The sequence below is a fragment of the Maribacter sp. PR66 genome (genome assembly GCF_028464205.1).
Classification (GTDB): Bacteria; Bacteroidota; Bacteroidia; order Flavobacteriales; family Flavobacteriaceae; genus Maribacter; species Maribacter flavus.
This window is the reverse complement of sequence record NZ_JAQPCH010000013.1, coordinates 1-14,594: the sequence shown is the minus strand read 5'-3', so window position 1 is coordinate 14,594 and position 14,594 is coordinate 1. Positions and strand designations below refer to the sequence as shown.

Sequence of the window (14,594 nt, the reverse complement as noted above, 5' to 3'; positions counted from 1 at the left end):
CTGACAGGTTTTAAAACCTGTCAGGTCTAGCTTTTCAAAGTTTAGACGTGTTTCAAGGTCGGCCCTGGATAAATTAAAAATCCCGGTAATCACCGGCCAAATATTGATTGGCCTCCTCTTCGGCGAATTTTGCGTTTTGGGCATCCCAGTGTAGGGTTTGGTTGGGAAACCTTCCGGCAATCACGCCCAATAGTATGGTTTCCGTAAGCCTTGAGGCATAGGAAAATGGTGCGCTACATTCCGCTTTGCCCAAACAGGCGTCCACAAATTGGTGATAGTGTTTTGGTCCTTCCGAAGCATAATCCCTAATGGGTTTCCCCATATTGTTCGCTTGCTCCACTTGCGCAATTTCCTCGGAAATATCCACATATTCCCCATCTACTATTTTTTGTGGAAGCTGCATGAAGTGCGGCAATAGGAGTCGGCCCTTATCGCCAACGAACATAGCCCCCTGCTCAGGGAGTTGTCCCGCTTCGGCAATACCGGCATCCAAGGAAATTTTATTTTCTTCGGATTCTTCTTGGTTCGCATTGGAATTTTCTCCCGTATTCGCAACGCTATTCGGTAGTTTTAGGTCTTCGTGCATTTCCGGTGCTCCAGGTCCGTCATACCATATCCATTTTAAGGATTCCGCCGTATGCTTGGTGCCGGGGAATTCGTAGGTAACGATATTTTTTTCAGGAAACCCAAAACCGTTCGGTTCCCTACATTCATTTTTGATGGTTCTGGGAACGCCCAATTCCAGTGCGTTATATGGGGTGTCAAAAATGTGTACGCCCATATCTCCCAAGGTTCCACACCCATAATCTACCAACTTTCTCCAGTTTCCTGGGTGATAGACTCCCTCCTTATAAGGCCTTTCTGCCGATGTTCCCAGCCAAAGGTTCCAGTTGAGGGTTTCGGGTACCGGGTCAGAACCTTCTGGTTCCGGTCCGTCATATCCCCAGTTTTTGGGTGACCACGCATGTACGGTATGAACCTTTCCAATGATGCCCGACTGTATCAAAAGCGTAGCCAGTTTATAATCGTAAAAGGAATGTACCTGTATTCCCATTTGGGTTACCAAACCTTTTTCAGCTGCCAATTTGTTCATCGCCCTGGCTTCGGAAACATAATGTGTCAAGGGTTTTTGGCAATACACGGCCTTATCCATGTTCATGGCCATCATGGATGCGGGTGCATGGGTATGGTCTGGCGTACTTACGATTACGGCATCTATCTCATCACCAATTTCTTCCAACATAACCCTATAATCCGTATAGGTCTTTGCATTGGGATGCAACTTTTTGGCTGCTGCCAGATTGTTGGCATCCACATCGCATAGGGCGGTAACATCCACTTTGGGGTGCGAGGAAATATCCCTCAAATCCTCTCCTCCCATATTGCCTACACCAATATGCGCGGTTCTGAGTCGGGTTAATGGAGTTTTTACCACTTCTTTTTGCTCTTCCTTACAGGCGATTAAAATTGATGGCATGATAGCCGTGGAGGAGGCCAGTATAGCCGATTTTTTTAAAAATTCCCTTTTTTTCATTTTGTTGGTCTATAATTTTTTGATTTTGATATTTCGAAACCAGATCGGACTGGAATGGTCTTGAAGGCCGATATATCCCGTTTTGTATTTTCCGTAGTCCTCGCTATTTTTCCATTTGTCCGAATTCTTGCGTTCGTACCAATCTTCGGACCATGGAACGAAGGACAATACCATTTGGCCGTTCAGCCAGTGCTCCACTTTTTCCGGGGTGAAGACAATCTTGGTAGCGTTCCATTCCCCTACGGGATGCAGTATTTTTTTGCTGGCATCTGCGGCGTGCATGGCATAGTCCGAAGCTGTTTGTTGTAGCGGCTTCAGTTCTTCCGGTTTTTCCGTGTAGCCCAGGCTCTTGTTGTATTCGGTAAGGTCGTGGATTTTGGCGTAGTTTTCATCATCGATCAATTGATATTCCGGAGCAACTTCCGGGGGACCGCCATAGCCTTCCTTTAGGTGGTAAAAAATTCCGCTATTACCGCCTTCCGGTAACTTCCATTCTAGATACAGTTCAAAATTTTCGAACTCTTCCGCACCATAAATTATATCCTTTCCCCCAGTGTAATCCTGTTCCAATCCCAATTCCGTATCAAAAGTGAGTGCGCCATCCTTCGCGATCCAGCCTGGTGGGAGTTCCTCCCCGTTATAGGCCCGCCATCCTTCGGTACTTTCACCATCGAACAGTACAATCCATTCGTCCGATGTTTCCTGTTCAACGGTTTCCTTGGGGCTGTCATCTTTTTTATCGGTTTTACAGGAGATGATTAAAATAAAAAGCAGTGGGAGAAACTTGAGCTTAGTCATTTTTGGTTTTGTAAGTTATTTGGTTTGATTGGTAATTTAATAAAAAAAGGATAGCGATACTGACTTTTGTCAATATCGCTATCCTAAAATTTATGAATTCTATGTTCTTACCTATGTATCGTTTGGGTCCTGTCCGGTCCCACTGAAACAATCTTAATTGGTACTTCCAATTCTTTTTCCAAAAATGAGATGTATTCTTTTAATGCTTTAGGGAATTGCTCTTCTGTTTCCATTTTGGTTAAATCCTCTGCCCAACCGTCCATTTCAGTGTAAATAGGCGTCACGTTTTCGGCTTCAATATTGAATGGAAGATGCTCGATTTTTTTTCCTTTGTAATTGTAGGCGGTGCATACCTTTAGTTTTTCGAATCCGCTAAGGACATCCCCCTTCATCATCATCAACTCCGTAACACCGTTAATTCGAACGGCATATTTAAGGGCCACCAAATCCAACCATCCACACCTTCTAGGCCTTCCCGTAGTTGCCCCAAATTCATTACCGACCCGTCCCATGGTTTCACCAACTTCATCGAACAGTTCCGTTGGGAAAGGGCCACTGCCTACCCTTGTGGTATAGGCCTTGAAAATTCCCTTTACCTCCTGGATTTGGTTTGGCGCTATTCCCAATCCTGTACAGGCTCCTGCCGCCGTGGTGTTGGAAGAAGTTACAAAGGGATAAGTTCCAAAGTCAATGTCCAGCAAGGACCCTTGAGCGCCTTCGGCCAATATTTTTTTACCCGCTTTTTGAGCTTGGTACAGATATTCCTCACTATCAATGAAGGTCAGTTCCTTAAGTTCCTTGACCGCCATAAAAAATTCTGCTTCCAACTCTGCCAGGTCATATTGAATGTCCACATCGTAGAAATTGATCATGGCCTCGTGTTTGTTGGCCAAGCTACGGTATTTTTCCTTCCAATCGTCCAGTTCCAAATCGCCAACGCGCATACCGTTCCTGCCCGTTTTGTCCATATACGTAGGACCGATTCCCTTCAAGGTAGATCCAATTTTGGCCTTGCCTTTGGCCGCTTCGGACGCGGCGTCCAACAAGCGGTGTGTAGGTAATATTAAATGGGCCTTTCTAGAAATCAAGAGGATGGACCTTATGTCCAGGTTGAACTTTTTAAGGTTGTCCAATTCCTTTTTAAAGATGACAGGATCAATGACGACGCCGTTTCCAACCACATTTATGGCATTTTCATGGAAAATTCCGGAGGGGATGGTATGTAGAACGTGTTTGATACCGTCGAATTCCAAGGTGTGTCCGGCATTGGGACCTCCTTGAAATCGGGCGATTATGTCATAATTTTTTGTGAGTACATCAACGATTTTTCCTTTTCCTTCGTCCCCCCATTGTAGGCCCAACAATAAATCTACTGCCATTTAAATTAAACTTGCTTGGTTAGTTATTTGTGTTTTCTGAATTATTTTTTACTCCGTAAAAATACAGCGAATGTGTATTTATCTTGATGTCGAATACTTCCTCTATCGTTTTTTTGATGGACTGGATCCGGGGATCGCAAAACTCCATGACTTCACCCGTATCCGTTAGTATTACGTGATCGTGCTGCCGGTCAAAATAGGACTTTTCGTATTGTGCCTGGTTTTTTCCAAATTGGTGTTTGCGCACCAATTTACAGTCCAATAAAAGCTCGATGGTATTGTATAAAGTGGCCCTACTAACACGATAGTTTTTGTTCTTCATTTTTATGTAGAGCGATTCAATGTCAAAATGATCATCGCTATCATAAATTTCTTGAAGGATCGCGTAGCGTTCAGGCGTTTTTCTATGTCCGTTTTCCTCCAAAAAAGTGGTAAAGACGTTTTTCACTATTTCCTGATTCTTCTCGGAAGCCATACAAATTGTGTTAATGTACAAAGGTACAGTTAAATTTTTATTCCTTTCTAAGGGCCTGTTCAAGAATTTATCAAATGTTATCCATGCCCTTGTAAGCGGTCAAAATCGAAATCCAATGGGCTAAAATGCTCTTTTCCGACTATGCAAAATAGGGTGTCAAATTCCAAATTTAGAATGACTGTAAAACACTATAGTCGGGTTACTTTATCTATACCGTTTATTTGCTGGAGGTTCTCGGTGAGCTTGTTCAGGATGCCCTTGTTTTTCACGACTACGGTAATTCTTCCGGTGAATGTGCCGCCGTCCGTGCTAAAGTTGAGGTTGCGCATGTTTACGTGCATGTTGTCCGATATTACTTCGGTAATCTCACTGACCAGTCCAAGATTGTCGATGCCGGTTAGTTGAATATCGGCCTTGAATTCTTCCTGCGTGGAATCTACCCATTTCGCGCTGATGATGCGGTAGGCATAATTCGACTGTAAGGAAATGGCATTGGGGCAATTCTTTTTATGCACCTTGATGCCTTCGGATACGCTCACAAACCCAAAAACGTCGTCACCGGGAATGGGGTTGCAGCATTGTGACAGCTTGTAATCCAATTTTTCCTCTTCCTTGCCAAAGACCAAAAGATCGTATTTGGAGGTAATCTCCTCCTTGTCGATATCCTCCGGTGCCGGCGTCCTTCTGATCCTGTTTTTGAAGAAACTGATAAAGGCATTGCTGTAGGAAGATGCAAAATCACGAATCATTTTATTGTCTATGGAACCGATACCCACCCTGTAGAACAGGTCCAAACTCGTCTTCAGCTTGAAAAAAGTCACCATCTTATTGACGGAATCCTCGTTCAAGGTAATTTTTTGCGACTTTAATTTTCTTCGGAGTATCTCCTTTCCTTCCTCCGCAACTGATTTTTTCTCTTCCCGTAAAACCGATTTGATCTTTGCCCTGGCCCTCGCAGTGGTGGCGTAATCCAACCAGTTCTGGTTGGGTTTCGCTTGTTCCGATGTAATGATTTCTACTTGGTCTCCACTATGCAGCGTTGTATTTAGCGGTACCAATTTACCATTGACTTTGGCACCACGGGTGCGCATGCCCACTTCTGTGTGGATGTTGAAAGAAAAGTCCAGCGGTGTCGCTCCTTTTGGGAGCGATTTTAATTCGCCTTTTGGGGTAAATACAAAGATTTCTTTGGAGTAAAGGTTCAGTTTGAACTCCTCCACAAAATCGACCGCGTTTGAATTGGAATTTTCCAAGGCCTCCTGAAGTTTGTTCAGCCAGACCTCGATTCCCTGTTCCTTTTGGTCGCCGTGCTTGTACTTGAAATGTGCGGCATACCCTTTTTCGGCAATCTCGTGCATGCGCTCGCTTCGTATCTGTACTTCTACCCATTTTCCTTTAGGCCCCATCACGGTGATGTGCAAAGCTTCATAACCTGTTGATTTTGGAGAGGATATCCAATCCCGCAAGCGAACCGGGTTGGGTGTAAAATGATCGGTTACGATGGAGTATATCTTCCAGGCCAAAAACTTTTCGTTCTTGGCATCGGATTTATAAATGATACGGATGGCGAACTTGTCATAGATTTCATCAAAACCTACATTTTGGGTCTTCATTTTACGCCGCATGGAGAAAATGGATTTCATACGGCCTTTGATGTAATAATTGAGCCCTTCCTGTTTCAGGGAATTGTCTATGATATCAGAAAAGGCATTTATGTACGCTTGTTGCTCCTCTTTGCTTTCCTCTATTTTACTTTTGATATCATAATAAACCTCAGGTTCCGTATACTTTAGACTCAGGTCCTCCAGTTCCGTTTTGATGTTGTAAAGCCCAATTCTATGCGCCAAAGGGGCATAGATGTACAAGGTTTCGGAAGCTATCTTCACCTGTTTATGCTCCGGCATGGAATCCATGGTGAGCATGTTATGGTAGCGATCGGCGATCTTTATGATGATGACCCTAACGTCGTCGTTCAAGGTCAATAACATTTTTCTAAAATTCTCCGCTTGTTGGGAGATATTCATATCCTTTTTAAGATGGGATATTTTTGTAAGTCCGTCCACAATACGTGCCACCGTTTCCCCGAACATCCTGTCAATATCGTCCAGTGTGTACGGTGTGTCCTCCACAACGTCGTGCAACAGGGCTGAGGCAATACTTACAGCATCCAAACCAATTTCCGAAGCAACGATCTTGGCCACGGCAATGGGGTGAAACACATAAGCTTCCCCGGATTTTCTCCGCTGCTCTTTATGCGCATCTACCGCAACTTCAAAGGCGCTCCGTATTAGTTTCTTATCGTCATCCGTTAAGGTTTGGTAACTGATACGAAGAAGTTCCTTGTACTCCTGTGCGATTAATTTGTTCTCTTGTTCTAATGCAGCCTGTGTCATACTTGATTAAAATTAGCACAATCCTAGCTGTTAGACAACAAAAATTATGCCTTTAAATTTCGGATTCTTTCTACCAAGGGAGGATGTGAATAGTGGACAAAAACATAGGTAGGATGGGGGGTGAGGTTGCTCAAGCTATTTTTTGAAAGTTTCTTTAGGGACGTTATCAAGGGAGGTGCGGCGAAGGTGTTTTTTGCAAAATCGTCCGCCTGATATTCGAATTTTCGAGAAAAATAATTCATCAAAAGACCGGTAAGCTCAGAGATGGGACTGTATAGGATTCCAAAACCGATGAGTGCCGCGTGAAAACTGGGTCGGTCAACCCCAACGGCCAAGGAAATACTAGGGTTGTTTATGAATAATGAAAGGATAAAGAGCATAAAGCCCGTTAATAAAACCGATGTAATCAAATTAAAGATGATGTGGTGCTTCTTGTAATGCCCAATTTCATGCGCCAAAACGGCCACAATCTCGTCCTCTTCCAAATCATTGATCAAGGTGTCGTAGAGTGTTACCCTTTTTTCCTTTCCAAACCCGGAAAAATAGGCGTTCGCCTTGGTCGACCTTTTTGATCCATTGATCACGAAAATATTTTTAAGCTCGAAGCCCACCTTGCTAGCATATGCCTCTATTTTTTCCTTTAACGAACCGGTCTCCAGGGGTTCCTGTTTGTTGAACAATGGAACGATCAATTTGCTGTAAAACAAATTCATGAATAGGGTAAAGACCGCGATCAATGCCCAGGTGTAAAGCCAAAAGCCTTTGCCGGCGAACTGAAAAAACCAAATGACCAGGGATAAAAGAATGCCGCCAATGACAATTGTCATTAACCAACTTTTAAGCTTGTCCAAAAGAAAGGTTTTCACCGTTGTTTTGTTAAAACCGAACTTCTCCTCGATCACGAAAGTTTGGTAATAAGATAGGGGCGTAGCCAGAAAATCACTGCCGATCATAATGAATCCAAAGAACAGCAGGGCCTGTAGGATTTGATTGTTGGTAAGATCCCTAACGATGGTATCCACAAAACCGAAACCTCCAAAAACCAAAAAGCCTACGATCAATACGAGTGAAAAAACTGAGGTTACGATGCCAAACCTGTAATTGGCCAATTTATATTCCTGTGATTTTTTGTACTCTTCCGGATTGTAGACATCATGTACATCCGCCGGTATGGGATCCCTAAATTTCTTGGCATTGAGGTAGTTTAATATTGTGGTAAGGACAAATTCCCCTAAGAGAATTCCCAGAATACAATAAAAAACAACGGTGTGGTCCATAAAGACTTTTGAGATTAACGAACGAATTTCGGTTTTGTTATTCCAATCGCTGACGTTTCGCCTCAAAGATAAGTATTGCCGCGGATACCGAAACATTCATGGAATCGATGGCGCCTTCCATGGGAATGATAATGTTTTGAGTGGAATTTGAAAGCCATTCATCACTGAGTCCGCTATGCTCCGTACCTACAACAATGGCTGTGGGCCCTTTGTAGTCAATCCCCGTGTAAGGTTTGGAAGCGGAAAGTGCGGCACAATATAGGGCAATGCCATTTTCCTTTAAAATAGAAATAATCGAGGAAGTATCAGCCATAAAAATCTTTCTTGAAAAAACACATCCTACACTAGACCGAATGATATTGGGATTGTAAAGATCCGTTTTAGGATTAGCGATGAAGACGGCATCCAGGTTTGCGGCGTCGGCCGTTCTTAAGAGAGCCCCAATATTCCCTGGTTTTTCCGGGGCCTCGGCTACAAGGATCAAGGGGTTTTTGGTTTGAAAGGAAACCCCTTCCAAGTTGTGGTTCTTGGCTTCGGCTATGGCGATAACGCCTTCCGTCGTATTTCTATGCGCCAATTTTCCATAAACCTCGGGACTAACCGAAATCAAAGAAGCCTTCTCTATTTCTAAGGAAGTCTCCAACGTCTCATATGAGATAAGTTCCGGACAAAATAATAAGGTGTCAATGGTATAGTTTCCATGAATCGCGAGTTCAATTTCCTTTCTTCCTTCCAGAACGAAAAGTCCGGATTTCTTTCGTTCCCTGGATTTTTCCTTTAGTGAAAGGGCCTTTTTTATCAGAGGGTTTTGTAGGCTGCTAATATGTTTTATTTCCTTCATCGGCAACAAAAATAATTTAATCTGTTAACTAAACATGGTATGACCGACCAACTTAAAAACTAATTCCTGAACAATGATAAAACAACTATTGCCAATCTGTATGCTTCTTATGCTGATGGGCTGTAAAGAGGCTACCAAAGAGAAGAACACCAATGAAACCATGGGTAAAACTACCGAGACAAGTAACGTAGTAAGCAGGTATCCGGAAGCCCTAGAAAGCATATTTGATGCCCATGGGACGTACGGGACATGGAAGGAATACAAAACGCTTTCCTATGAAATCGGGAAAGAAAAAACCAATGAAATCCATGTTGTGGATCTACCTAAAAGAATGGATTTGGTTATCATGGGTGCTGTTCAAATGGGATTCGATGGTACCAAGGTTTGGCTGGCTGACCCTGAAAAAACATATCAAGGCGACCCGGTATTTTATCACAACCTTATGTTCTATTTTTATGCAATGCCCTTTGTATTGGGCGATGAAGGTATAAATTATGGGGAGACCAAGGATTTACTAGTGGATGGCAAATCCTTTCCCGGAATCAGCATCACTTATGATACAGGTGTAGGTACGTCACCCAAGGACGAGTATTACCTTCATTACGACCCGGAGACTTTTCAAATGGCTTGGTTGGGCTATACGGTAACCTATAGAACTGGGGAGGATTCCGATAACATAAAGTGGATTTGCTATGATGATTGGCAAAAAGTGGAAGGCCTTATTTTGCCTAAATCGATTTCTTGGGTTGCCTATGAAGGCAGGGAGATGGGCGAAATACGAAATACCGTGCAGTTTGAAAATGTGGAATTAAGTAAGGAATCCAAGCCCAATGAATATTATGCAAAACCCGAAGCCGGGGTTTTTGTCGAAGGAAAATTCCAAAGTTGATTTTGTATTTTTTCAAACTTAATGAAAGGTTAAATAGGTCTTTGATTCGTTAGGTTCTTCCAGAATAATAAGTAATTTAGAGGTTCAGGTAAAATGGGCATGCCCATTAAACAAATCGGGTCAAATGGATTTACTTTTTTTTGGAATTGCAAAGGATATTGTTGGAACATCCCAATTGGATATGGATTTTGGGGAAGACTCCCCTAATTCTGTGGCGGAGCTAAAACAAGCCTTAAAAAAAAGATATCCCGAATTTTCGAAGTTGACCTCCTTGGCAATTGCCGTTAACAGCGAATATGCATCCGATGATGTTCAGCTTAAATCAAATGATGAGGTGGCGATAATTCCGCCCGTAAGTGGAGGCTAATGAATAAGATCATAGAAATAGTACAAGATCTGGATACCAACAAAGTGTATCAGGAATTATCCCATCCAAGCAGTGGTGGCATCTGCGTCTTTGTAGGTTCAGTCAGGGAGTTTACCAATAACGAGCAAGTGATGGCCCTAGAGTTTGAGACCTATGAGACCATGGCTTTGAAAGAGATGGACAAATTGGCGGATACCGCCTTGGAAAAATGGAAGTTGAACAAAGTGGTCATAAAACATGCGGTCGGCAAGAAGGAGGTCCAAGATGCGGTGGTCATTGTGGGAGCCTCATCGGCACACAGGTCGGAATGCTTTGAAGCATGTCGGTTCTTAATAGACACCTTGAAGGAAACGGTACCCATTTGGAAAAAGGAACTGTTCAAAAATAAATCGGTCTGGGTTTCTGCCCACCCATGAAAAGGAAGAGAAACCAACCCACTGGCGGCTATTTTGCATTGGCAACGCTAAAGCGTATATTGAAAGAATATGTTGATAGACAATCATAATAGAACAATAAATTACCTAAGATTGGCGGTTACGGACCGTTGTAATCTAAGGTGTAACTATTGCATGCCCGCGGAAGGCATCAATTTTGCCAAAAACGATAAACTGCTCACCATTGAAGAATTGAAAACCCTAAGCGGTATTTTGGTAGGTCAGGGAATCGATAAAATCAGGATAACCGGGGGCGAACCCTTTGTACGAAAGGATTTGATGGAATTGCTAAGATACTTGGCAAAGTTGGATGGTTTGAAGGATATTTCGGCAACCACGAACGCAACCTTGATAGGGCCGTATATCGATGAGCTAAAATCCTTGGGCATCAAAAATATCAATGTGAGCCTAGATGCCATCAATAAAGCAACTTTTGAGAGAATCACTCGCAGGGACCAATACGATACGGTCCATAACAACCTGATTCGTTTGATCAGTGAAGGATTCAATGTGCGTATAAATTTTATCGCCCTTGACGGACAAAATACCCAGGACATTCTGCCCATTTTGGAGCTGGCGAAGCACTATCCGGTATCGGTTCGGTTTTTGGAGGAAATGCCCTTTAACGGTGGTTCAAAAACCTTCCAAAAAATTGCTTGGGATTATAAAAAAATCTTGGAGCACATTAGGGAAGCACATCCCGATTTCTACAAACTGGAATCACCAAGCACTTCCACTTCCATAAATTATAAGATACCCGGTCATATGGGAACTTTTGGGGTGATACCTTCGTTTAGCAGGACTTTCTGCGGTACCTGTAACCGACTTAGGGTTTCGGCCACGGGCGATGTTATTACCTGTTTGTATGCAAAACCCAGCGCAAACCTAAGGGACATTATGAGGAGTGAAAATGCGAAATCCAACGTGGAAGAACAAATTTTGATAGCTGTTGGCAGTAGGGCAAAAACCGGTTTCGAGGCCCAAGAAAAATATCGGGATGTCTTTTCCAATTCCATGACATCGATTGGAGGGTAGGCCATGGAGAAAAAATTATCACATATCAATGCATCCGGAAATGCCGAAATGGTGGATGTTTCGGAAAAACAGGTTAGTTCAAGAATTGCCATTGCTTCCGGTAGGGTACTATTTCCAACGGAAGTTTTTAAAGAATTGCAACAGCAGGACTTTTTGGGAAAAAAGGGAAGCATCGTGCAGACTGCAGTGATTGCAGGGATACAGGGAGTCAAGAAGACATCGGAATTGATTCCATTGTGCCATCAGATCAACCTGACAAAAATAGATGTGGACATCGTTCCGGGCGATAATCAATTTCTGATTACCTGTACCGTAAAGTGTGATGGAAAAACAGGGGTGGAGATGGAGGCACTTACCGGCGTTTCCGTGGCCGCCTTGACCTTATATGACATGTGCAAGGCCTTGTCCCAGGATATTGTGATTTCTACTGTACAGTTAGAAAGAAAATCAGGAGGAAAAAATGACTACGAACGATAAGATTTATGGATTGGTGCTTTCCGGAGGGAAAAGCACCCGGATGGGTCAGGACAAAGGATTGATTTCCTATCACGGCGTGCCACAAAGGGAACATATATATCACCTTTTGGAGGATGTTTGCGACAGAACTTTTATGAGTATTCGGCACGATCAACAAGGAGACATTCCGCCTACGTTCAACACCATTCTGGATAAAGACGAATTTCGAGGTCCGTATAATGGATTGTTATCGGCGCATAAGGAATACCCGGATGTGGCATGGCTGGTTTTGGCATGTGACCTTCCTTTGATTGATCAGGAATCCATCACGGAATTGATAGAGAAAAGAGACACCAAAAAGATGGCCACCGCCTTCGCACAAAGGGAAAATCCGCTACCCGAACCTTTGTGTGCCATTTGGGAGCCGGAAGCCTTACGAACTTCGATTTCCTATTTGGAAGCTGGCAATGGCACCTGTCCCCGAAAGTTTTTGATCAATAATGATGTGCTGCTCGTATTTCCTAAAAGACCGGAAGTGTTGTTGAATGCCAACTCCCAAGAGGAGTATAAGGAAGCGGTACAAAAACTGGAAGCCTAATGGAAGGTAGGTACCATAGACAGACCATTTTGCCCGGTTTCGGGGAAAGGGGGCAAGCGGCTTTGGCAAAGGCCAGGATTCTTGTGGTAGGAGCCGGAGGCCTGGGCGTGCCCGTAATGACCTATCTGAATGCCATGGGAGTGGGCACCTTGGGAATAGTGGATGCCGATCTGGTTTCCAAGTCCAATTTACAAAGACAAGTACTCTACACGGAGGCCATGATAGGCAAGTCAAAAGTAGAAATGGCAAAAGAACGATTATCGGCACAGAATACAACCACTTCAATACATATCTATAAAACCTTTTTAGCACCGGATAATGCCGAAAAAATTATTGAAAACTATGATTTGGTGGTAGATGCTACCGATAATTTCCCTACCCGATACCTAATAAACGACGTTTGTGTTCTTCAAAAAAAGCCTTTTGTATATGGTGCTTTGCACGGCTTTGAGGGACAGGTAAGTGTTTTTAACTACAACAATGGCCCTACATATCGATGTTTGTTCCCAAATATGCCAAAGGCGGATGAGGTTCCCAATTGCAACGAACATGGTGTTTTAGGAATTCTTCCCGGGATTATCGGCAATTTGCAGGCCTTGGAAGTTGTAAAGATTGTTTGCGGATTGGACGGTGTACTAGCAGGGGTTTTGTTACTCTATGACGCGCTATCTCAGCGTATGCAGCACATGAAATTCGGACTAAATCCTGAAAATCTGAAGATAAATGGGATTCAGGATTCCTATGATTTTGACTGCGAAGTAGTATTGGAGTCCGTTGAGGCAGTTGGAATCCAAAACCTGATAAAGGATACAAAAGCGTTGCTTTTGGATGTTCGGACGGATCAGGAATTCCAAAGGAAGCATATTTACGGTGCAAAAAATATTCCTTTAAACGAATTGGAAAAAAGGGCGGGGGAGGTGGCCAATGAAAAACCGGTATATGTTATTTGTCAGTCGGGAATCCGTAGTAGGAAGGCTGTTTTAATGTTGCAAGAATTGTCTCCGGAAGGAAAATATATCAACGTGGCCGGAGGTATGAACCAATTGAACTCCTATGCAACTACCTATTGAGCAATTCCCACTCTTATGTTTCGGTTTTTTTGTGGTGGCAACCTTATACTCTTCCGTGGGATTTGGAGGTGGATCCAGTTACTTGGCCCTCTTAACCCTATTTTTAGGAAGTTTTTTTGCCATACGATCCATTGCACTTATTTGTAATCTGGTGGTGGTTTCTGGGAGCACCTACCTTTATTTTAAGAACGGACACGCCAAGTTGAAGGATTTTCTCCCTTTTATAATTACTAGTATTCCTTTGGCCTTTCTTGGAGCGTCGTTCCGCTTAAAGGAAAATATATTCTTTAATATTCTGGGTATCTCCTTGATTCTTTCGGCAACCTTTTTGGCATTACAAACCTTTAATTGGGCAAAGTCGGTACCGGAGACCAAAAAATATCCGGGTTACCTGAGCTATTTTTTAGGGGCCGGAATAGGTTTTCTATCGGGTTTGGTAGGAATTGGCGGGGGTATATTCCTGGCACCGATCTTAAACCATTTACGTTGGGACAAGGCCATTAAAATAGCGGCCTTGGCCAGTTTCTTTATTTTGGTCAATTCGGTATCGGGACTCATGGGATTGGTAACAAGTGATTCCTTGTTCCTCCCTTGGTTGGAAACCCTATGTCTTGGAATTGCCGTGCTATTGGGAGGTCAGTTGGGAATTCGTATCAGTTTGAAGCGACTTTCCGCGAATGGTATCAAACGGGTAACGGCACTATTGGTCCTGATTGTGGGAATTAGGGTGCTTTTGGTAAATGGATTCGGTGTCCTTTAAAATGAAAAGTGAAAAGTGAAAAATGGAAATTTAGAAGTAAGAATATAGATTTTAGAATGAAGTTAAACCTCAAATCTGAACCTTGAATTTTAGTGAAATAGTTGGATAGTGAAATAGTGAAATGCCACTTGAACTAAAAGCGAACAACCACCAACGAACAACCACCAACGAACAACCACCAACGAACAACGAAAAGTGAAAAATTGAAATGAAAAATGATTTTTTTTGCTAAAGGCTAAAGGCTAAAGGCTAAAGGCTAAAGGCTAAAGGCTAAAGGCTAAAGGCTAA

The 14,594-nt window shown here is 43.1% G+C and carries 15 protein-coding genes; 8 read left to right on the top strand and 7 right to left on the bottom strand.

Features of this window, described 5'->3' with window-relative positions; translation table 11 throughout:
* Positions 1–73 precede the first annotated feature (73 nt).
* The 7 genes from PP181_RS16880 to PP181_RS16850 all read right to left on the bottom strand — a co-directional run bounded on the left by PP181_RS16880 (position 74) and on the right by PP181_RS16850 (position 8,697).
* Entirely contained in the window at positions 74–1,534 is a 1,461-nt protein-coding gene (locus PP181_RS16880; RefSeq protein ID WP_272637954.1) for a Gfo/Idh/MocA family protein, read from the bottom strand.
* 9 nt (positions 1,535–1,543) lie between these two features.
* The gene (locus PP181_RS16875; RefSeq protein ID WP_272637953.1) at positions 1,544–2,332 is read right to left on the bottom strand and encodes a 3-keto-disaccharide hydrolase; all 789 of its coding nucleotides are present in this window, start codon (positions 2,330–2,332) and stop codon (positions 1,544–1,546) included.
* 107 nt (positions 2,333–2,439) lie between these two features.
* Complete coding sequence (locus tag PP181_RS16870) at positions 2,440–3,711, bottom strand: adenylosuccinate synthase (RefSeq protein ID WP_272637952.1); 1,272 nt, start codon at positions 3,709–3,711, stop codon at positions 2,440–2,442.
* Positions 3,712–3,730: 19 nt separating this feature from the next.
* Positions 3,731–4,186: a Fur family transcriptional regulator gene (locus tag PP181_RS16865; RefSeq protein WP_154920780.1), complete on the bottom strand. Its 456-nt coding sequence runs from the start codon at positions 4,184–4,186 to the stop codon at positions 3,731–3,733.
* A 188-nt stretch (positions 4,187–4,374) separates the two neighbouring features.
* Positions 4,375–6,579 carry a RelA/SpoT family protein gene (locus tag PP181_RS16860; RefSeq protein ID WP_272637951.1) on the bottom strand — a complete coding sequence of 735 codons (2,205 nt, stop codon included), beginning with the start codon at positions 6,577–6,579 and terminating at the stop codon, positions 4,375–4,377.
* Positions 6,580–6,623: 44 nt separating this feature from the next.
* On the bottom strand, positions 6,624–7,856 hold the full coding sequence (locus PP181_RS16855; RefSeq protein ID WP_272637950.1) for a M48 family metallopeptidase: 1,233 nt from the start codon (positions 7,854–7,856) through the stop codon (positions 6,624–6,626).
* Positions 7,857–7,893: 37 nt separating this feature from the next.
* Positions 7,894–8,697 (bottom strand): TrmH family RNA methyltransferase, encoded by an 804-nt coding sequence (locus tag PP181_RS16850; protein WP_272637949.1) that lies wholly within the window; start codon positions 8,695–8,697, stop codon positions 7,894–7,896.
* A gap of 73 nt (positions 8,698–8,770) precedes the next feature.
* Here PP181_RS16850 and PP181_RS16845 point away from each other — a divergent pair, with 73 nt between their 5' ends.
* The 8 genes from PP181_RS16845 to PP181_RS16810 all read left to right on the top strand — a co-directional run bounded on the left by PP181_RS16845 (position 8,771) and on the right by PP181_RS16810 (position 14,306).
* Positions 8,771–9,586: a DUF6503 family protein gene (locus tag PP181_RS16845; protein ID WP_272637948.1), complete on the top strand. Its 816-nt coding sequence runs from the start codon at positions 8,771–8,773 to the stop codon at positions 9,584–9,586.
* A 124-nt stretch (positions 9,587–9,710) separates the two neighbouring features.
* A complete protein-coding gene (locus PP181_RS16840; RefSeq protein WP_272637947.1) occupies positions 9,711–9,953 on the top strand; it encodes a MoaD/ThiS family protein in 243 nt (80 codons plus the stop codon).
* Entirely contained in the window at positions 9,953–10,369 is a 417-nt protein-coding gene (locus tag PP181_RS16835; protein ID WP_154920786.1) for a molybdenum cofactor biosynthesis protein MoaE, read from the top strand. The genes PP181_RS16840 and PP181_RS16835 overlap by 1 nt, the downstream gene beginning before the upstream one ends.
* Positions 10,370–10,438: 69 nt before the next feature.
* Complete coding sequence (moaA, locus tag PP181_RS16830; protein ID WP_272637946.1) at positions 10,439–11,422, top strand: GTP 3',8-cyclase MoaA; 984 nt, start codon at positions 10,439–10,441, stop codon at positions 11,420–11,422.
* Positions 11,423–11,425: 3 nt separating this feature from the next.
* The gene (gene moaC / locus PP181_RS16825) at positions 11,426–11,899 is read left to right on the top strand and encodes a cyclic pyranopterin monophosphate synthase MoaC (protein ID WP_272637944.1); all 474 of its coding nucleotides are present in this window, start codon (positions 11,426–11,428) and stop codon (positions 11,897–11,899) included.
* On the top strand, positions 11,883–12,476 hold the full coding sequence (locus tag PP181_RS16820) for an NTP transferase domain-containing protein (RefSeq protein WP_272637943.1): 594 nt from the start codon (positions 11,883–11,885) through the stop codon (positions 12,474–12,476). The genes moaC and PP181_RS16820 overlap by 17 nt, the downstream gene beginning before the upstream one ends.
* A complete protein-coding gene (locus PP181_RS16815) occupies positions 12,476–13,546 on the top strand; it encodes a HesA/MoeB/ThiF family protein (RefSeq protein ID WP_272637942.1) in 1,071 nt (356 codons plus the stop codon). The genes PP181_RS16820 and PP181_RS16815 overlap by 1 nt, the downstream gene beginning before the upstream one ends.
* On the top strand, positions 13,530–14,306 hold the full coding sequence (locus PP181_RS16810; RefSeq protein WP_272637941.1) for a sulfite exporter TauE/SafE family protein: 777 nt from the start codon (positions 13,530–13,532) through the stop codon (positions 14,304–14,306). The genes PP181_RS16815 and PP181_RS16810 overlap by 17 nt, the downstream gene beginning before the upstream one ends.
* Positions 14,307–14,594: the final 288 nt, after the last annotated feature.

What these genes read in the sequence shown, in the direction of transcription:
- PP181_RS16840 (WP_272637947.1), top strand. Translation starts at nt 9,711, where the DNA reads ATGGATTTACTTTTTTTTGGAATTGCAAAGGATATTGTTGGAACATCC.
- PP181_RS16875 (WP_272637953.1), bottom strand. Translation starts at nt 2,332, where the DNA reads ATGACTAAGCTCAAGTTTCTCCCACTGCTTTTTATTTTAATCATCTCC.
- moaA (WP_272637946.1), top strand. Translation starts at nt 10,439, where the DNA reads ATGTTGATAGACAATCATAATAGAACAATAAATTACCTAAGATTGGCG.
- PP181_RS16850 (WP_272637949.1), bottom strand. Translation starts at nt 8,697, where the DNA reads ATGAAGGAAATAAAACATATTAGCAGCCTACAAAACCCTCTGATAAAA.
- moaC (WP_272637944.1), top strand. Translation starts at nt 11,426, where the DNA reads ATGGAGAAAAAATTATCACATATCAATGCATCCGGAAATGCCGAAATG.
- PP181_RS16860 (WP_272637951.1), bottom strand. Translation starts at nt 6,579, where the DNA reads ATGACACAGGCTGCATTAGAACAAGAGAACAAATTAATCGCACAGGAG.
- PP181_RS16880 (WP_272637954.1), bottom strand. Translation starts at nt 1,534, where the DNA reads ATGAAAAAAAGGGAATTTTTAAAAAAATCGGCTATACTGGCCTCCTCC.
- PP181_RS16865 (WP_154920780.1), bottom strand. Translation starts at nt 4,186, where the DNA reads ATGGCTTCCGAGAAGAATCAGGAAATAGTGAAAAACGTCTTTACCACT.
- PP181_RS16815 (WP_272637942.1), top strand. Translation starts at nt 12,476, where the DNA reads ATGGAAGGTAGGTACCATAGACAGACCATTTTGCCCGGTTTCGGGGAA.
- PP181_RS16845 (WP_272637948.1), top strand. Translation starts at nt 8,771, where the DNA reads ATGATAAAACAACTATTGCCAATCTGTATGCTTCTTATGCTGATGGGC.
- PP181_RS16820 (WP_272637943.1), top strand. Translation starts at nt 11,883, where the DNA reads ATGACTACGAACGATAAGATTTATGGATTGGTGCTTTCCGGAGGGAAA.
- PP181_RS16855 (WP_272637950.1), bottom strand. Translation starts at nt 7,856, where the DNA reads ATGGACCACACCGTTGTTTTTTATTGTATTCTGGGAATTCTCTTAGGG.
- PP181_RS16810 (WP_272637941.1), top strand. Translation starts at nt 13,530, where the DNA reads ATGCAACTACCTATTGAGCAATTCCCACTCTTATGTTTCGGTTTTTTT.
- PP181_RS16835 (WP_154920786.1), top strand. Translation starts at nt 9,953, where the DNA reads ATGAATAAGATCATAGAAATAGTACAAGATCTGGATACCAACAAAGTG.
- PP181_RS16870 (WP_272637952.1), bottom strand. Translation starts at nt 3,711, where the DNA reads ATGGCAGTAGATTTATTGTTGGGCCTACAATGGGGGGACGAAGGAAAA.